Source organism: Baaleninema sp. (genome assembly GCF_049974805.1).
Taxonomy (GTDB): Bacteria; Cyanobacteriota; Cyanobacteriia; order Cyanobacteriales; family Geitlerinemataceae; genus Baaleninema.
On the sequence record NZ_JBNGCO010000098.1, the window covers coordinates 1 to 18,571 of the forward strand.

General features: G+C 54.1%; 16 protein-coding genes and 1 pseudogene. 4 read left to right on the plus strand and 13 right to left on the minus strand.

All coding sequences use genetic code 11. The features are described 5' to 3' along the window. Positions 1 to 76 precede the first annotated feature (76 nt). A pseudogene (locus tag ACP5D4_RS16760) lies at positions 77 to 1,256 on the plus strand (RNA-guided endonuclease InsQ/TnpB family protein). Here the strand turns inward: ACP5D4_RS16760 and ACP5D4_RS16765 are convergent. The 5 genes from ACP5D4_RS16765 to ACP5D4_RS16785 form a co-directional block, all read right to left on the minus strand. Next, complete coding sequence (locus ACP5D4_RS16765; RefSeq protein WP_428012767.1) at positions 1,177 to 3,201, minus strand: elongation factor G; 2,025 nt, start codon at positions 3,199 to 3,201, stop codon at positions 1,177 to 1,179. The pseudogene ACP5D4_RS16760 and the gene ACP5D4_RS16765 sit on opposite strands and share 80 nt — an antisense overlap. A gap of 985 nt (positions 3,202 to 4,186) precedes the next feature. Further along, a complete protein-coding gene (locus ACP5D4_RS16770) occupies positions 4,187 to 5,320 on the minus strand; it encodes a glycosyltransferase (RefSeq protein WP_428012768.1) in 1,134 nt (377 codons plus the stop codon). An 89-nt stretch (positions 5,321 to 5,409) separates the two neighbouring features. Then, complete coding sequence (locus ACP5D4_RS16775) at positions 5,410 to 6,561, minus strand: NAD-dependent epimerase/dehydratase family protein (protein WP_428012769.1); 1,152 nt, start codon at positions 6,559 to 6,561, stop codon at positions 5,410 to 5,412. 150 nt (positions 6,562 to 6,711) lie between these two features. Next, positions 6,712 to 7,314: a chromophore lyase CpcT/CpeT gene (locus tag ACP5D4_RS16780; protein WP_428012770.1), complete on the minus strand. Its 603-nt coding sequence runs from the start codon at positions 7,312 to 7,314 to the stop codon at positions 6,712 to 6,714. Between the two features lie 180 nt (positions 7,315 to 7,494). Continuing rightward, on the minus strand, positions 7,495 to 8,718 hold the full coding sequence (locus ACP5D4_RS16785; protein ID WP_428012771.1) for an esterase-like activity of phytase family protein: 1,224 nt from the start codon (positions 8,716 to 8,718) through the stop codon (positions 7,495 to 7,497). A gap of 16 nt (positions 8,719 to 8,734) precedes the next feature. Between ACP5D4_RS16785 and ACP5D4_RS16790 the strand changes: the two genes are divergently transcribed. Then, complete coding sequence (locus ACP5D4_RS16790; RefSeq protein WP_428012772.1) at positions 8,735 to 9,988, plus strand: tetratricopeptide repeat protein; 1,254 nt, start codon at positions 8,735 to 8,737, stop codon at positions 9,986 to 9,988. A 91-nt stretch (positions 9,989 to 10,079) separates the two neighbouring features. Here ACP5D4_RS16790 and ACP5D4_RS16795 read toward each other — a convergent pair whose 3' ends face one another. After that, entirely contained in the window at positions 10,080 to 10,424 is a 345-nt protein-coding gene (locus tag ACP5D4_RS16795; RefSeq protein ID WP_428012773.1) for an FHA domain-containing protein, read from the minus strand. 36 nt (positions 10,425 to 10,460) lie between these two features. Between ACP5D4_RS16795 and ACP5D4_RS16800 the strand changes: the two genes are divergently transcribed. Next, the gene (locus ACP5D4_RS16800; protein WP_428012774.1) at positions 10,461 to 10,586 is read left to right on the plus strand and encodes a hypothetical protein; all 126 of its coding nucleotides are present in this window, start codon (positions 10,461 to 10,463) and stop codon (positions 10,584 to 10,586) included. 65 nt (positions 10,587 to 10,651) lie between these two features. Here the strand turns inward: ACP5D4_RS16800 and ACP5D4_RS16805 are convergent, their stop codons facing one another. From ACP5D4_RS16805 to ACP5D4_RS16835, 7 genes are all read right to left on the minus strand, one after another. Beyond that, positions 10,652 to 11,563 carry a hypothetical protein gene (locus ACP5D4_RS16805; RefSeq protein ID WP_428012775.1) on the minus strand — a complete coding sequence of 304 codons (912 nt, stop codon included), beginning with the start codon at positions 11,561 to 11,563 and terminating at the stop codon, positions 10,652 to 10,654. 10 nt (positions 11,564 to 11,573) lie between these two features. Continuing rightward, positions 11,574 to 12,002 carry a Holliday junction resolvase RuvX gene (gene ruvX, locus ACP5D4_RS16810; RefSeq protein WP_428012776.1) on the minus strand — a complete coding sequence of 143 codons (429 nt, stop codon included), beginning with the start codon at positions 12,000 to 12,002 and terminating at the stop codon, positions 11,574 to 11,576. Positions 12,003 to 12,009: 7 nt separating this feature from the next. Beyond that, entirely contained in the window at positions 12,010 to 13,236 is a 1,227-nt protein-coding gene (locus tag ACP5D4_RS16815; protein WP_428012777.1) for an N-acetyltransferase family protein, read from the minus strand. A 106-nt stretch (positions 13,237 to 13,342) separates the two neighbouring features. Then, a complete protein-coding gene (locus ACP5D4_RS16820; RefSeq protein ID WP_428012778.1) occupies positions 13,343 to 14,524 on the minus strand; it encodes a F420-0:Gamma-glutamyl ligase in 1,182 nt (393 codons plus the stop codon). 341 nt (positions 14,525 to 14,865) lie between these two features. Then, positions 14,866 to 15,846, minus strand: a complete 981-nt coding sequence (locus ACP5D4_RS16825; RefSeq protein ID WP_428012779.1) for a hypothetical protein — start codon at positions 15,844 to 15,846, stop codon at positions 14,866 to 14,868. A 154-nt stretch (positions 15,847 to 16,000) separates the two neighbouring features. Beyond that, the gene (locus tag ACP5D4_RS16830) at positions 16,001 to 16,327 is read right to left on the minus strand and encodes an MgPME-cyclase complex family protein (protein ID WP_428012780.1); all 327 of its coding nucleotides are present in this window, start codon (positions 16,325 to 16,327) and stop codon (positions 16,001 to 16,003) included. A gap of 58 nt (positions 16,328 to 16,385) precedes the next feature. Continuing rightward, complete coding sequence (locus tag ACP5D4_RS16835) at positions 16,386 to 17,105, minus strand: pyridoxine 5'-phosphate synthase (RefSeq protein WP_428012781.1); 720 nt, start codon at positions 17,103 to 17,105, stop codon at positions 16,386 to 16,388. 207 nt (positions 17,106 to 17,312) lie between these two features. Here ACP5D4_RS16835 and ACP5D4_RS16840 point away from each other — a divergent pair, with 207 nt between their 5' ends. Further along, positions 17,313 to 18,263, plus strand: coding sequence for an N-acetylglucosamine kinase (locus ACP5D4_RS16840; protein WP_428012782.1), 951 nt, complete (start codon positions 17,313 to 17,315; stop codon positions 18,261 to 18,263). Positions 18,264 to 18,571: the final 308 nt, after the last annotated feature.

Below are 18,571 nucleotides of genomic sequence, written 5' to 3' on the forward strand. Positions count from 1 at the left end.
TCCTCTAAGCCTTACGCCGTAAGCTTTTCACTTCTTTTCAGCAAGCCCTATTTATTTCCCAAGCTAGGATAGTTTCATGCGGTGTATCACGTGGGAATTCAAGCTAGAGCCAACGGCGGAGCAGGTTTCAGACATCGAGCGCATTTTGGATCTGTGCCGCCAGGTCTGGAACTTTGCTCTGCACGAACGTAAGGATTGGCTAAATTCCCGCAAGTCGCCCGTGAATGCCTGTTCGATTCGGACCGAATACATCTTGCCAGCGGATGCGCCATTTCCCAGCTATGCGCGGCAGTGCAAGTCCTTGACTGCGGCCAAAGCTGAATACCCCCGATTAAAGACTGTCAACGCGATGGTTCTTCAACAAGTCGTCCGAAAAATGGAAGCCTCCTGGGAGTCGTGGCGGTTAAAAAAGCCCAACCGGATGCGAAGCTTTGTCTTCCCCCAGATGCTCAAATGCCTCAGTTGGGATGGGTTCGGGTTCGCTGGTCGCGCGAAATACCAGAGATATTCCGGGTAAAACAAGCTCGAATTATCCGCAAGGCATCCGGGTACTTTGTCATGCTGAGCCTTCAGGCTGACGTTGATATCCCTGACACGATACCTCACGGACATCCGGTAGGAATTGACGTTGGACTGGAATACTTTCTTTCAACCTCTGATGGAGAACAGGTCAAGCGACCTCGCTTCTTCAACAATCTGCACCGCAAGCTGAAATTGCTGCAACGCAGACTTAAGAAAAAGCAGAAGGGGTCAGCTAACTGGCTGAAGCTTCAGAAGAAGATTGCGAGAGTCCATCAACGGATTGCCGATACGCGAAAAGACTGGCATTTCAAGCTGGCTCATCACCTCTGCGACGGCGCAGGGATGATTTTTGTCGAAGATCTCATCCCCCGGCGAAGGGGGGATAGGAATGTTGGGCAAACACACTCTAGATGCTGGGCTGGGAAAATTTGTGAATCAGATCCTTCCCTAACTGCGGGTCAATTAAACCCCGTGATGTGGCGAGTGGACAAGTCATCTGTACCCGTGGGCAACGGGGAATTGAAACGGCCTGTGAAGGGGAGGCGGCGGGGGCTGAGGTGGCTCAGTCTAGCTGGCACCTGTTGAAGCCGGAAATCTTTGGGGCGACCCAAGGAATTTCCCAGCATACCCGGAACGGGTTGCTGGGAGAGGATGTCAATCGTCGGACAATTGGGACAGAATCCGTTCGACAAGTTTCTCGGGAACCTGTTGCAGGCGATCGTACTTCCAGTTGAAGAAGCCGACGCCCATCGTCAGCGATCGCAGTTCCACGATCAGATCCTGCATTTCCGACTCCGGTAGGTACGCCGAAACTTTGTCCCAACCTTTCCATCCGGCGATCGCTTCGTAACCGAGAATCTGCCCCCGCCGCACGCTAATCAGTTGTAACACCTTCGAGGTGAATTCGTTCGGCGTCGAAATATCCACCGACGCGATGGGTTCGAGTAACGCCGGCTGACATTGGGGCATTCCCGCCTGCATCGCCACTCGCGCCGCCTGTTTGAACGCCTGTTCGGAACTATCGACCGAGTGGTAAGAACCGTTCGTCAGCGTCACCGCTACGTCCACCACCGGAAACCCCAACGGCCCCTGTTCCAGATACTCCCGAACGCCCGTTTCTACGCCGGGAATGTACTGTTTGGGAACTACGCCGCCAACAATCGTTTCGTTGAACTCAAATCCCGCACCCCGTTCTAAAGGTTTGATGTCGAGGTAAACGTCGCCAAACTGTCCGTGTCCGCCGCTCTGGTGTTTGTACCGTCCGTGAACGGACGAAACCGATTGGCGAATCGTCTCTTTATACTGGACTTTCGGCTGGCGCGTCGTCATGGGAAGGTTGTACTTCCGCCGCAGGCGATCGAGCGCCACCTTGATATGAATCTCACCCTGACCCCATAAAATGATTTCGTGGGTGTCGGCGTGTTGCTCCCAAGTCAAGGCGGGATCTTCTTCGACGAGTTTCGACAGAGCCGAACTCATTTTTACCTCGTCTTTGCGCCGTTCTGGAGCGATCGCCAAAGCAAACACAGGCGCTAACGCTTCCGCTTTCGGCAATTCCACGCTGCCGTCGTCGCTGAGCGTGTCTCCCGTTTGCGCGGTGTCGAGTCGTCCCAACGCCACAATTGCGCCGATTTGCGCTTCTTGCAGGCTCTTTTGTTCCCCTCCCATCAGGCGGTAAATGCCCCCGATGCGACTGCCATCGAGGGTCATACCGTCCGTTAGCGTGCCGTTCCACACCCGCACGAGAGACTGTTTGCCCCCTTGAGGGGTGTAGTAGGTTTTGAGAACCTGGGCAATGGGTCGGTCGGCTTTGGCGTCGATGCCGCGACGTTTGGCGGTTTCGCTCGGTTCGGGAGTTTCCCGCAGCAAGGCATCGAGGAGGTGGCGCACGCCGTAATCTTCCGTGGCGACGCCGAGAAACACGGGTACAATGAGATCGGCCCCGAGTTCCATTTTTAGGTCTTTGACGATTTCCTCTTGGGGCGGTTCGATGTCTTCGAGGAGTTCTTCGAGGAGATTATCGTCAAAATCGGCAAGGCTTTCGAGTATTTCTTGCCGTGCGAGGTGTTCTTCTTCTTTGAGGCTATCCGGTAGCGGAATCGGGTCTGAGGGCGCTCCTTCGTGGAATTGAAACGCCTGTTCGCTGACGAGATCGATAAATCCGGTGACGTTGTCCCCTTGGCGAATGGGGTATTGATGGGGAACTAGGGGACGAGACGACACCTGGCGCAGGGCGCTCAACACCTCGCCAAAACTGGAGGTGGGGCGATCCATTTTGTTTATAAAGACGATATGGGGAATTTCCCAATCGTCGAGGAATTTAAACAGCGGCGCCAGGGTGAGAACGCGGCTGAGGTCCGGTTCGCAGACAACAACCGCCGAACCTACGCCGATAAGGGCGTTGTCGGTTTCTTGGGCGAACTCGATCGACCCCGGACAGTCGAGAAAGGTAAAGTTAACGCCGCCGTACTCGGTGCAGGCGGCGGAAACTTCCACGCTCATTTGTCGTTGTTGCGCTTCTGGGGCGCTGTCGCCGACAGTGTTGCCCTCGGCGACGCTGCCTTTGCGCGTCGTCGCTCCCGTCACGAACAATAGACTTTCGAGTAAGGTTGTTTTTCCACTTAAGTAGGGACCGACAATTGCAATATTTCGCCAATTCGATCGAACCTTTTCGGTCATAACCATCTCCTATAATTGAATAATTGAATCCTATCGTTGGTTCGTCTGAGAAACGTCGCGTTTTCCAGACTCCAACCCGTGATGCAGTCAGGGTTTCACCCGACCCTCTCATGGAATCTCAGTTGAGTGTTTTTCTGGTTTTATTATCTGACTTTCAGATGAAACTTCATCGAGATTGCAGTTTGTCTTAACACTATCCTCAAGAAGTGTAAAGGAATGCTGAGGAAGATAAATTTTAGGAAATTTTTGTTAAAAAGTTACCGCTCGATCGCGAAAAATTGGTAAACCATCTAACACGAAAGAGTCCGGGAGCGTGGTAGCCCCGTGATTTTAATCCGGGGCGGAAACGCGACTCGTGCGGCTTTAGCCGCAGTGATATAATTGAATTACCTTCTCGATAACCCGAATGGAAGGGGCTTAACATCCCGTGAGGGCAGACTTGCATCACGCAGAAATGTCGGTAGCAAAGTGGTTCCATCGGCGAGAGATCAAAGGCGATCGCAAACAAGTAAAGGGAAGCCTTTGGGCAACCCATAGAGGCGTATTTGACTTCGCCTATGAGTCCGACAAGTCGGAAGTTCTGAAATCCCTCCGGGGAATCCCCGTCGCTTCAGCGCGGGGAGTAGTCAAAAAGACGGTGTTGGCCCGCTCTCGCCGTTTTTCCAGGGCAGTGTTGTCTTGAAATGCCTCTCGAGATTCCCGGTATCTCCAAGATGCCGGGAATCTTATATAATCGGGAATTACAGGGTTCTCGGTCAAGAAAACGGTTTTTTTTCTCCTATTACGGCTAAAATAAGGGAATATCGTTAAAAATCGGGTGTCTGCGTCATGCCGGGGATCGGATAGGCGGTCAAACAGCCATTGACTGAATACGGGTATATTCCCCAAAAAATAGAGTAGAGACATCTCAACAGACGCTCTACTCTAAATGAATGAAAACTTGACGATCGACGTCGATTTTGTTAAACGCTTGGATTTTAACCCGTTACGCCGCCGACGGAAGCTGACCAGCCGTCATAACGCCGCGATAGTACTGTTGTAAGTTGCGCGTCGCCGCTTGCCAACCCCAACGTTCCGCTTCCTGACGAGCGTTCGATCGCAGCGTTTCCCGCTCTTCCGTATTATCGAGCAGGCGTTGCGTGGCGCGAATCGCCCCTTCTTCGTCGGCAGGGTCGAACAAATAGCCGTTCGACCCGTCCGTGACGATATCGGTAATACCGCCCGTTCCAGCCGCCACCACCGGACAACCGGCCGCCATCGCTTCTAATAGCACCAGTCCTAGCGTTTCCGTGCGGGACGGGAAAATAAAGGCGTCCGCCGAGGCGTAAGCCGCCCCTAACTCCAATCCTTGCAAATACCCGACAAAGTTCGTCGGCGTTCCTGCAAAATGCTCCTCGAGCGCCTGACGGTGCGGACCGTCTCCAACTAACGCCAAACGAGCGTTGGGAATGGCTTCTAATACGGGACGGATGCGATCGATCTCCTTCTCCGCCGACAACCGACCCACGTAGAGCAGTAGCGGCGCGTCGGGATTCCCTTGCGTCAGACGATCGCGCATTTTCTGACTGGCCAAGTGCGGTTGAAACATCTCCGTATCCACCCCGCGCTGCCACAAGTCTACCCGTTCGATGCCGTGGGCGCTCAACTCCTCCACCATCGCCGTAGAGGTACATAAATTCAACTGCGCTTGGTTGTGGGCGCCCCGCAGCAATCCCCAAAGCACCTCCTCAAACATTCCCAACCCGTAATGCTGGAGATACTGCGGTAAATGGGTGTGGTACGAGGCCACCAACGGCACTTTCATCGACTTGGCGTAATACAGTCCGCCCAATCCCAACACCGCCGGATTGACGATGTGAATCAAATCCGGCGCGAACTCCTCTAACACCGGACGAATCCAGGGATTGGGAACGGCCAACTTTAACTCGGGATACAAAGGCAGCGGAAATCCCGGAACGCCCAGGATCTTCGCCCCTTTGTACTCGGTCAACCCTCCATCGGGGCAAACCACCAACACTTCGTCTCCCAACCGCTGTAAATGTTCGACGGTATGGCGCAGACGAGTGACGATGCCATCGACTTTCGGTAAAAAGGTTTCGGTAAATAGGGCAATACGCATGGTCTACCGGTCGTTGCAAAAATTCGGCGATCGATCGCCCCAGGCTGACAGCACGGGACAAACCGAGGTCTCGGACACCCGTTTTCTCTTTATCGACGCCAAGACACCTTGGGCAGAATGTTTTTCTGGTCAACCCGCTCTTTGTACTTCATCGCCACGTTCAGCAACGAATCTAACAGCGAGTCGGACAGGTAGTGAGGCTGTAACCCGAGGTCGATGAGCTTCGTGTTTTTCGCGTTGAAGTAGTGTTCTTCGAGTTCGACGCGGGGGTTTTCCAGATTGTCGATTTCCACGTTTAAGCCCATAGCAATGCCGGCTTGTTTCACCTTCATCGCCAAGTCCGCCACGCTGAACATTTCCGTGAACTGGTTGAACACGCGGAACTCTCCAGCGTTGGCGGGGTTGTTGATGGCAATCTCGATACAACGCACCGTGTCGCGAATGTCTAGGAAGCCTCGGGTTTGCCCGCCTTTACCGTACACCGTCAGCGGATGGCCGATGGCGGCTTGGATGCAGAAACGGTTGAGGGCAGTCCCGAACACTTCATCGTAGTCGAGACGGTTGACGAGCATTTCGTCCATACCCGTTTCTTCCGTCAGCACGCCGTACACCACGCCTTGGTTCAAGTCCGTGGCACGCAAGCCCCAAATCTTGCAAGCAAAGTGGATGTTGTGACTGTCGTGAACTTTGCTGAGGTGGTAGAAACTTCCCGGTTGTTTGGGATAGGGCAGGGTGTCTTTGCGCCCGTTGTGTTCGATGGTGATGTAGCCTTCTTCAATGTCGATATTCGGCGTGCCGTATTCGCCCATCGTTCCCAATTTCACCAAGTGGCAATCGGGGAACTCGTCTTTCATGGCGTACAGCAAGTTCAGGTTGCCGAGGACGTTGTTGGCTTGCGTCTCTACGGCGCGTTCGCGATCGATCATCGAAAACGGCGCCGAACGCTGTTCGCCGAAGTGAACCACCGCCTCGGGTTCGCACTGGCGCATACTCTCGATGAGGAAGCTGTAATCGTTGATATCGCCGATATACAGGTCGATCGTCTTCCCGGTGAGTTCGTACCAACGCTGAATTCGCTTCTGAATCGGGGCGATGGGCGTCAGGGTTTCAACTTGTAGCTGGTTGTCCCAGTGACGCCGTACCAAGTTGTCCAAGATGGCTACTTCGTGTCCGCGATTGGACAGGTACAGCGCGGTTGCCCAACCGCAATATCCATCACCGCCAATTACTAGTACTTTCATGCTGTTACAAGATTGCTTACCGATACTCGCTAAATCTACCAGGTTTGGTGTACCTTGCGACACATTAATCGATGGGGGAAAACCGACAGGGAGACGACGCCGTTATTTCAGCAACGCCATCTCGTCAGGCGGGCGCTCTCCCACAACTCCTCAAAGGCGAACTTCGTTAGCGAAACTCGTCAAACGCTCGAATTCAAACGCCCCTGCTACCGATCCCCAAACGCGCTCTCCACTATCGGGATCGTAGCCGCGATCGAGTGTGGTAAAGTGAGTGGCTGAAATTTCAAAGGTACTTTCGAGATAGGTGGTTTTCCCGTTTCGCTCCACGATACAGCCTTTTCCTGGCTCGACGCTTCCTTTAAAACTTTGTCCCGTCCAGTCTACAAGAAAGTTACAACCCGATAGAGGTTTTAATCGACCGCTTGTCAAAGAACGCAACCGCTCCGGTTCTCGAGACGCGCCGAAAAATTCGTCGGCGTTATCGATGGCATAATTGGTAATTACGATTTTTCCGTTCTCTGCTTCGCCATCGACTTGGAGATTCAACACTCGCGTCCGATAGGGACGGTTCAGGGCGTATTCGTAGGCTTGTTCTAAGTAAAAACTGACCCCCGAGAGGACTTCTGGCGAAAGTGGACGCATACAAGCCCGAACTTGGGCGAACAAAGGCGGATTGTTAAAGGCTTGTTCGCGGTTGCTGAAATCCGAGGCCATCCAACTGGCTAAGGTTTTTAAATCCGTCGAATGTGTCATGAGTGATTATTATGAAAAGCCAAAGGTACGAGACAAGATGCCAGAGTCCGAGGGGGCTAAACCCGCAAGACGCGACGAGATAAAAACTGCCTGCGCGGTCTGCTGTTCGCCGCTCGTTCTTCGCGACCCAAGACGCTTCGCCCTAAAAAACGGTATCGATTATCGATTTTTAATTGTCAATTATAGTGACGCTTTTTGCAACCGAAACAACAAAATTTGCGTCGCTTGTTCGTCGCGAAAGTTATTGTCGCTCACGAACAACAAACTCTGAGAACCGTCCGGCAAACGGGGGCCGAAAGTCATGGCTTCCAGGTTGTCGAGGTCGAAGTCTAACTGGTTTAAATCCAATAACAACCGTTTGGCTAAGGGATCGATCCCGTCGAGATCTCCCCGTAAATAGGTGAGCGTCGAAACATCCGTGGCACTGCCGATGTTGGCTTGGAACAGTTTCGCGCCGAAGCCAGAAACGCCGAAACTGCGTTCGAGAGCGAGAAAATAGCCGCTGACCTGGAGATTGAGGGCGCTCGCGCCGTCGAGGGACAGCAGTTCTACTAAACCGTTGCTAATCGTCAGGGACGATGGGGGCGGGTCGAGACGATACAGGTGTTCGGCCACGATTTGCGATCGACCGCCGATGACGACGTAGTGCAACAGACGACTGTTAATCTCTTCAACCCTGTCGGTTTCGGGATCGAAATCCTGTTGCAGTGCCGATTCGGTGGCAGCGAACACTCGATAGGGTTCTCCGCTTCCCAAGCCGCCCACGGTTAACGCCTCGAAGCCGAGATTGTCTCGCACCCCCAGTTCTTGCGCCTCCCCCGCCGCGTCGGGAAGAAAATATTCCGGTAGGGGCAGTTTGCGGATAAGCTCCCCACTACGATCGAACTCTGCTACAAAGGGCCCAATGCCCTCGCTGGCTACGCCTTCGCTCGACACGAACAGGGTTCCGTCTGGGGATAACGCTAGTCCTTCGGGATCGATCGCACCGGGAGCAAAGGCTTGTCCGGTTTCGTCTTTCAGTTCGGTAACGTCCGTCACGGAAACTGCGCCAATTCGCGGCGCCTTCGGGTCGCTGCTGTCGAGGGTCAAGGTTAAAGTATAAAATCGAGCCGGAGCCAACATCCCACGATCGTCCGAGAGGGCGTAAAAAACTCCCTGTTGGCGATCGTAGGTGAGAGCGGACAGTCCGCCGACTGGCGTTTGGCGAAATTCGATCGCTTCTAACTCGGTGCGATCGAGATAATCCACCGACAGCTGGAGAAACAGCCGATTTTCGGCTTTCACTTGCGGCAAACTACATCCGACGAGAGAACTCACCGCCACGGCAGCACAGAGCAGTCCGACCGCCCGAAAGATCTCTCGGCGTCGGAGGCGCAGAACGGTCCATAACTGATTTACACGCACGATCGACCCCACATCAATGGCTTTTTTGCATTTGCGATTTCGGTTTCTTACTGTATCAGCCAACGCCCTCGCTGTGGCGACTCTCCTCGGGAGTTTGGCGTTCTCACCGACGGTTCGCGCCCAGTCTGAAAACAGCTTTCCCCCCAGTCCCTTAGAACTGACGGAACCCGATTCCCTGATTCCTGAAGCGGTTTGGGAGGGCGAAACGGACTTGAAACCCGAGGAACGACGCCAGCTCGATCGCGCCCTCGATGCCCTCGACGCTCGCGCACAAACCGCTTTCGCCCAAGGAGATACCACCACCGCCTTCGAGTTGTGGAACCGGGAAATCCGCTTGCGGCGGTTTTTAGGGACTTCGGCGGAATTAGAAGCCCTCCTGCGCGTCGGAAGCCTCGCCTGGCAGCAGGAAAACTTCTATCAAGCGCAAGTCATTACGCAACGGTTGCGCCAACTGCAAACGGAACAGTTCGAGAAACGGGAAACTCCCGACGTGGAAGTGTTACAGCAGTTAGCTCAGGCTTACGAAGAAGTCGGGGCGCGTCAGGCGGCGTTGGACTTACTCGAACGGGTGTTAGCCATCGCCCGCGATCGCAACGACTCCGTGACGGAAGAAGAAACCTTACGGAAAATCGCCCGCATCGCCTTGCAGGATTTGGATTACGAGGAATCCGCCGCCGCCTATCGAGAATTGCGGGAAATGGCCGTTGCTCGCGGCGATCGCTTGTCGGAAGCTTACTATTTGACACAGTTAGCCTATATTTACGACCAACTGCGCTGGTATGAAGATGCCATCGCCGTCAAACAGGACTTGGAAGCTTACTACCGCACCCTCAACAACATCGCACAAATGACCGCGTTAAAACTCGCTATCGGAGACGACTACGCCGCCATCGGACAGTTAAACGCCGCCGTCGCAGAGTTTCAAGACGCCTATCGCATCGCTTGGGAAGCCTTGCAGTTCTACCGCGCTCAAGAAGCCCTCGATCGCCTGGCCGCCCTCTACGAACGCTATAACGAGTTTGATGCAGCGTTGCAAGTGTACCGTACCCAAATCGACGTTCGCCAGTTGGCGCGAGACCTTTACGGCTTAATGGTCACATACGATCGCATCGGACAACTGCAACAGCGACGCCAAAACTACGGCCCCGCCTTGGAAGCCTTCCGACGAGGCTTGGAACTGGCGCGACAACTCGGAAATCGCGAAGCCTATTTTCAAGTCAACATCGAAACCGTTATGCAAGAGATGTCAACGCCGGGAAATTCCCCATGAGGGGATGAGGGGATGATGGGATGACGATTTCTCGGTCTCATGGCAACACCCGATTTTTCAAGTCACGCACTCTACCAAAACTGCTCGCTGCTTACTGTTCGCTGTTCACTCGACCCTCTTCTCTCTGCAACGAACTCGAATTCAAGTGTAAGTGCAGTTTCGGACCCGTCGAACCCAAGCGAAACGTCATTCCATCCCATACCGGCATCTGTCGCACGGGTTTACCGTTGACAAAGGTGCCGTTCGTACCGAAATTGATGATTTCCCAGTGGGTTTGACGGTTCCATAGTTCGAGGTGATGTCTCGAGACGAGAGAACCGTGAATCACCACGTCGTTGTCTTTGGAACGACCGATGCGAACGACGGGTTCGTTATCGAAAGTCCAGCTCTGGATAGGGGCGGCTTGTGTTGGATGAATTAGAGAAAGCTTAATCACGTCAGAAAACCCAGGCGACAGGACTCCGTCCCGCGTTTGCGAATCCATAATCTGCGGCGATCGTATCGATACGGCGGTTGGACTCTGGCGGCACAACGCAACAGACCTCTCGGAACCTATCGACCCGGAAACGACGATCGCGGCGGAATTTCTGGGGTTTGACTGACGTTCAGCCAAATCCTCCTCGTAGATACCCTGTAGAGATTGCGGTAGACGGTTACTCAGCTTTATTTTATCTCACGAGAGGAGCCAGACGGAACGGAAGAGGCTGAAGATTCTCTCCAAGGACTCACTTGTGAAATTTGATAGGCGTTGTAGAGGTTTTGGAAAATAATATAGAACATTGGACTCAGGGCTAAGGTCGGATTGAGAAACGATAGGGCAAACCAAACGGTAAACATGGTGTTTTTATGCCCTAGGGATTGGCTCGATTCTCGATCGAATGCCCTGCCGCCCAGGTATCTGCCCACGTAAAAGCTCGACCCGCACACTAAAGCAGAACCCAGGGCGATCGACAGTAAAACTTTCCAACTGACTTGGCTTTCGTAAACAATAAAATGGGAGGATTTGGCACTGGCTAAAAATAGCAACAACAACCAACAGATAAAGGATATATTTTTGAGCGTTTTTTGAAAATTACGAGATTTATAAAATCTTAATAATCTCGAAATAACTAAAGGTTTTATAATTAAAATAGCAACGGATTGCAAAATACCAAAAGTCGATATATCGGAGTCAATCTGAAAAAAATACTGACTTAAAAACGGCAAACTTAAGGCGATCGAACTATTCGTTAAAATGACCGACGCCGTAACAAACTCAACCTTGCCGCCCCAAAAACTCGCCATCGCTGGCGCTGCCGTCGCTGTGGGCGAAATCGCCGTTAAAAAGACAACTTTCGCCAAAGATTCGTCGAATTGTACGATTAAACCATACCAAACAAAACTTAAGACAATGTTGGCTAACACCACCAATCCCGACCGAAAATTAAGCTGTTGGTAAAGCTTTTTAAACTCAATGCCGATAAAAGCATTCGCCAACATGACCATCAATAAAAAACGAATCCCTCCGGCGTATTCATGAGCAGGAGTCACGATCGCCCCCAGGACGATGGCGAGAATCGGAAGTAACGCTCTCATCCTCAACAACTCAACCGCGATCGCGCCGTTCGTCCAACCACCGCTGTAAAATCAACGCCGCCGCCTTGCGATCGATCGTCCCTTTCTCCCGCGACGGTTCCTGTCCCCTTTCTCTCATCAACTCCTCCGCCTCCACAGAACTCAGGCGCTCGTCTACAAACTCGATGGGAAGCTGCAACGCCTGACCGATGCGTTTGGCTAACTTCTGCACCCGATACGCCTGCTTACCCAACTCACCGTCCATTTGGTACGGTAAACCCACCACCAACAGGGTCGCTTCCCGTTCCTCCACCCAACGACGCAGTTCCGACAGATCTCGATCGAACGACTTGCGGGAAATCGTCGTCAAACCCCGCGCCGTCAACCCCAAACCGTCGCACCCCGCCACGCCGATACGACGGCGACCGAGATCGAGACCTAACGCTGAAACCCGTTCCATTAAACCCTTAACCCTTCTCGCGATCACTCGAGGATTCCCCATCCTTCCCACCGCGTTCGCCGTTGCTGCGTTCCGGGTGGTGTCGATCGTCTGGCTGCATTCCCTCCGTCCATTCGTGGAACCACATCATCCGACCGGGAACCGGTTTGCGAGACGGCTGCAATCCCCCTAAAACGTCCGACAGTTGCAACCCTTCTAAACTCACCTGTTTCGTTTCCCGCAGCTTGTGCCACACTGACCGAGACATCAACAGCGTATGCGCGATGGGTTCCGCACCGTAAGAGGTTAAATACTCTTCCCGTTCCGGTTGATAGTCCGTCGAAGATACGCGCAACGACTGCGGCGGAACCTGCTGAACGATTCGCGCCATCTGCGCCAACAGTTCCGGATACAACCAGGTATACGCCGGATGCACCGTCAGCGTCGCCTCGTGAGGAGACTTCCCATGATGGCTCAACTCAATTTGAAAATACCCGATCGCCGCTTTCCGTTGCGGCTCGAAAACATAACCGCTGACGACTTCCGTTTTCGCAAACCACTGTTTGAGCGCCGACATCAACGAACCGAACAGACTGGTTTTGAAATCGCTAATATGTCGATCGAACACTTGACGCACCAACGGCGGCATCGATACCGTATCCAGTTGGTACAGCAGATGCGCGTCCGAATTGCTCACCGGCGTCAGGTTCGGTAAATCCGGTTCCCGCTGCGCCAAAACCGCCAACTGTTCCGGTTCCAGATTCCAATAGGTCATCTGCGCCAGCGGTTGGAAGCCGTTGTGACGGTACAACGCCATCGCCGCGCGATCGTTCACGTCCACTTCCACAATCCAAGTCCGCGCCTCCCAAATCGTTTGCAGACAGTGGCGTAACAGCGTCGTTCCCGTATCTTGACTTCCCGCCACCGGATCGACGATGGCGCGATCGACCCGCCAGGTACTCGCCGCGCGGTTGATGGGAGACACCTGAATCGCCCCTAACAGGTCGCGATCGCGCTGAGCCACGTAAGCCCGTAGTAAATTCTGATAGGGATTGGGAAACCAACTGAGAAATTTCAGCAGTCCGTAACACTGACGGATGCTGTCGAGATGCGCCGCCAAATCCAGCGTGTCGCTGGGACTTTTGGCCGTAAACGCATCGGATTGCAGAAGCGTTTCGATTTCCTCGAGATCGCGAAACTGAATCGGACGGATCTCGATCGAAGGAGTCGAAGGAGTCGGAGGAGCGGCGTTCATAATAGGGGAAGCGTAACGACAGGTGTGCGATCGATCTCGAATTCCAGCCTCAAATCACGGCCTCAAATAACAGCCTCAAATAACAGCCTCAAATAACAGCCTCAAGTTACGACGTGCGCCGTCGAATTAAGACCAGCGGCGTCTGTTCGTCAGCATTTCCCGCTGGATTCGTCCGCAACGCCGCTTCGAGAAACGGTTCCGGGAGACGGTCGGTCGCTGCTAATATTTTAACGGCTTTCAAATCGTTCACATCCACGATCGCCGCCGCCAAACCCGTCTCCCGACGAATACGATCGACCACCGCTTTCGGATTGTAGGGCCCCAACACGATAAATCGATCGTAAGGCGGTAGCGTTCCCGTCACATCATCGATCAACCGCGCCTGTTCCCCCGCTAACTGATAGAACATCCCCGGTTTCCCCAGAACCTTCGCCACCGAACCGCCCACGAACGCCAACAACACCCGCCACGGCCCCACCAAATCCACCAACGTCTGCAACCCGCAGGCCGTCGCCAGACTCGACGTCGGAAGGAAAAAATAACACAGACGCCGCGCCACCCAGCCGGGTTTCACCGACGCCGGATCGCGCCAGCGACCCTGAATAATCGCCAGCGGCGTTTCCCCGATCGTCACGATATCCGTTTCCGGGTTCGCGTGGGGAAGAACATATCGCCGCACCACCTCCACCGGATCGTCCAAATGGGTCAGCAAATGAGTTTTAATCGGTAAAACTTCCGCCTCCTCTTTCACCAGCCAGTTCGCCGAAGCCTCCGGTTCCGGATATTGCAGCGGAAAGACCACATGACCGGTGCGCGGAATTCGTCCCCCAGGACCGTAAGTGAGATAGCGCACTTTCACCCAGAGGGTTTGAAGTTGCGTCAAATCCTCTCCCCGCAGTTCCACAACCAGCTTGAAACGAGTCGATTCGCGAGCTTTGACGATATAGGCGAACCAGTAGCCATCCTCTCGCGCCGGAGCGTCGGGATGGTCGGCGATAATGTCAATATGGCTCGAAATTCCCGACAGCGACCCTTTCGAGAGCAGCGTCGCCTCCGCACTCACTTCCGGAATCATGATTTCGAGGCGGTTCGTACTGTTGTAGAGTTCTACCTCCCCGACAATGCGGTATCGATCGCCCTCCCGTTCCACCAATTCCCAGCGTCCCGGGTGAAACTCTAGGCGATTTCCCGGTTTTCTCCGATAGTTCCATTCCAAGGCGATCGCGCCGAGAGCTACAACGGCCACCACGACGCCCACGATAACAGCTAAAACAACTCCAATCGACACGGGGTTTTCTGGTTCCTCCCACTCCTCAAAACTCCCCCCGTTTATACCACCCCACGCGATCGATCGTACAGATACGCCCTCTGCAATCCCTGATGTCGCCAAGGCTCGCGCGGGTCTTTGGATTGGATTCCCCCGGCCGAATTCTCCCCGAAAATTTTCAAAAAAACCCTCAAAACTCGCCTCCGGCCAGAAGGGTTGACAAAGGAGGGTTGGGCGGCGATAATAGAACTGTAAACTATGGGGCTAACATGGCTATACGCTTGATTTTTTAGTCAACTCTTAAAAACAGCCAAATCCTGTCACTTTCGCCGCAAATCAACAGCCAGCCCCTGCCAACCACCTCAATACGCCGCCACTTGCGGAGCGATCACCATCACGCGCTGACTGTCCACCACCATCGCCCAAAACCCGTTACTGCTGAGTCGTTGAAGTAGCTGATTGGCCTCCATTTCATTAGACGTATAACCCGCCAACAAAAACGGCCGTTGACCGTAGGAGACCAAACCGACATTTTGGTTCGTCAACTGCCGAACCTGCGCCGCCACCTGAGTTTGATTGAAATAATCCACCAACACCGCATATCCCGGCGCGAGAGTTTGAGGATTGTAAGCCGTCGTCGCAGACGGAGACGTAGAAGAAGAAGGCGTTGTCGGAAGCGTTACCGTCGTCGTTGGCGGGAAAGTCGAAGCCCCCGACGACTGCGGAACCGGAACGTAAACCGGTAAATCCGACGTATCGATTTCATCATCCGGCGAAGGAATCTCGAAAGAACTATCAGACAAACTCGCAGGCGGAAGCTCGTCCGACTCCATATCGCGATCGATCGCCACATCGAACTCCGCCTCGTCCCCCTCATCCCCCGTCGAAGTCGTAGAAGACGCCGAAGGCTGACCTCCCGCCGGACGCGCCTCAATGACTTCCACCCGGGGCAACTCTAAAAAACCCGAAGAAGTTGTCGAGGGAGTTGTCGGCGTCGTCGCAGGCGTCGAAGACGGAGCGGGGGGCGTTTCCTGAGAACCGCTTGGCGGCCGGGTAACGAAGGCTGCCAGACCGATTTCTTGCGTAATCGATCGCGCCAAACCCGCCGCCTCCTCCTGAGACGTAAAGCCCTCAACCCGCACCACCACCTCATCGAGATACGAGCAAACTTGCGCTTGTAGCTGCGGCGCCAGCACCCCCCGAACCATCTCCGGGTCCTCTTCCGTATCGCTGACCACCAACAACAAATATTCTCCCGGTCGAGGCGGCGCACATTCCGGCAATTGCGCCTTTGCGGGTAACTGCCAACCGGACGCACCGGCCAGTCCCACAGCAAAAGTCAAAGACGCAAGCGGACTCGAAAAATCTTGTAGGCGCATCGTTCCCAATTGGATTACGGCACAGGGGGAGGTGTTGAAGTAGGGAGATGAAGAGGCAGGTGAGGAGAGAATTTCCCGATCGTACCCTCATCCCCTCATCTCCTCATCCCAACAGAAGTTAGGCAGACACCAAAGACGCCAAGGGGTCGGGAATCGTTTCCGAGGGCGCTTCAAACTCGCCAGTTAGAACGTATTCTAACCGCAGCTTCAACCAGGTGATGAAGCTGGGGTCGAGGGAGACGATCGCCCCCGCCGGTTGAGGGCATTTCGCTTTCACGTCCGCCAGTTCCGGCGCCTCTAAAAACGCGGGTTGCTTAATCGACCAAAAATCGATTTCTTTTTCGCGCTCTTGATAGTTGCGCTCGCGTTCGCGAAAGACTTCTTCGAGGGGTTCCTCTTCAAACAAAAACTTTTGACTGGCAACGAGATAGTAATAAGTGGTCATATCGAAAATTTCTGCAATTTCAGAATTCGTCAGGAGTTGGGAGCCAAAAAAATGGCATTTAAACTACGCCTATCGCGTGTTTCATATCGCGAACGGCTCGCTCTAAGCCCACGAGTGCCGCTCGGGAAATAATGGTATGACCGATGTTGAGTTCTTCCATCCCGTCAAGGCAGGCGACAGGATAGACGTTGCGATAGGTCAAGCCGTGACCGGCGTTGACGCGAAGTCCAAGGGCGATCGCTCTGGCCGTTCCCGTTTTGAGAACGTCGAGTTCCCGTTCCCGTTCGGCTTCGGTTTTCGCTTCGGCATACCGTCCCGTGTGCAGTTCTACAAACTTGGCTTGCGTCGCTGCACAGGCTTCGAGCTGAGCGAACTCGGCATCGACAAACAGACTGACGGGAATTCCCGCAGCTTGTAACTGGCCGACGATATCGGCGATGCGATCGCGCTGTCCGGCTACGTCGAGACCGCCTTCGGTGGTCACTTCTTCCCGCCGTTCGGGAACGAGGGTCACGTAATCCGGTTTCAGATCGAGCGCGATGTTTAACATTTCGTCCGTCGCCGCCATTTCCAGGTTTAAATGGGTGTTGACCGTTTGACGCAAGAGATAAACGTCTCGGTCTTGGATGTGACGGCGATCCTCCCGTAAGTGGGTGGTGATGCCGTCGGCTCCTCCCAATTCGGCAAGGACGGCCGCCGCCACGGGGTCGGGTTCGGTGGTCCGTCTCGCCTGTCGGATCGTGGCGATGTGGTCGATGTTAACTCCGAGTGTCGGCAATCTGTTTGTCTCCTCGTGTTAGGATGCCTGCAATCCATATTCTACGGGATTGTGGGATGTGGAGATCGATAAAATTACCGAGCGAAAATGGGTAAACTAATCCTCGATTTCTAAGTCGTATTCGTTTTGAGTTTTTCGGTCAAAAAATAGAAGTCCAACAGGGAAGAAACGCAACAATCGCGTTTTTAAACCATTTTTTGCGAAATTATGCCAGCGGTTTTAGGGATTGATGGGGGCGGTACGAAGACGGTTTGTTTGTTGAGCGATACGACGGGGCGAGTTCTCGGACGGGGTGAGGCGGGAGCGTCTAACTATCAAAGTGTTGGCGGCGAAGCAGCGTATCGATCGATCCTCGAGTCGATTCGAGAGGCGACGAAGGGACATGCGGTGACGGTGACGGGTATCGCCCTCGGTTTGGCGGGAATCGGACGGCCCGAAGATGAGGCGGTGGTGCGCGATTGGGTGGAATTGTTGCAGAACGACGATCGAATCTCGATCGCGTGGGCGTTACGTCTGAAAGGGGTTTGTGTCTGTCACGATTGCGCTATTGCTTTGGCGGGAGGATTGGGGCGCGAGGTGGGGATCGCCACTATCGCCGGAACGGGATCGATCGTCTACGGCCGCAACCGCTTCGGCCAAACCGCACGATCGAGCGGGTGGGGCTATGTTCTCGGAGACGAAGGTAGCGGTTACGATATGGCTAGACAGGGCTTGCAAGCCGTGGTTCGCGCCTTCGACGGGCGATCGCAACCGACGGCGTTATCGGAGGCGTTTCGATCCCAGTTGGGATTGCAAGAAATGCGCGACTTGGTAGAACTGGTTTATCGTCGGGGGTGGACGCCGAAAGATATTGCCGCTTTAGCGCCGATTGTCGATAAAATTGCCTCTCAGGGCGATCGCATCGCCGAAGAAATCGTCGATCGATCGGCGTCGGAGTTGGCCTTGGCGACGAAAACTGTGGCAGCCCAGTTGTTCGAGGGCATCGAACCTTTTGAAATCGTGACGGTGGGCGGATTGTGGCACGGAACTTCTGCCTTGCGACAACGGTTCGATCGACTCGTCACAGACGCCCTTCCAGCGGCCTCTCTCGTCTGGCCTCGCCACGAACCCGCTTATGGGGCGGTGTTAACGGCACTTCGGGCGTTGGGCAAACGCTGACCATCTAATACCATTTTTCTAAAATTATGCTACTGATAGTCCGTAAGTTTCCATCGTTCCTACGCTCTGCGTAGGGACGCACCTTTCGGAGGCTCTGCGTCGAGTCGTCAAGCACGGGGCGCAGAGCGCCTCAACTCCCGTTCCCACGCCGAGCGTAGGAACGATAAGACGGGTTAATTTGATGCTTTCATCAATGGCAGCGTTATTGAAAATTGGTATAAATCCATATATCACAAAAAACTATTTTCCATCGTTCCATCGTTCCTACGCTCTGCGTAGGGACGCACCTTTCGGAGGCTCTGCGTCGA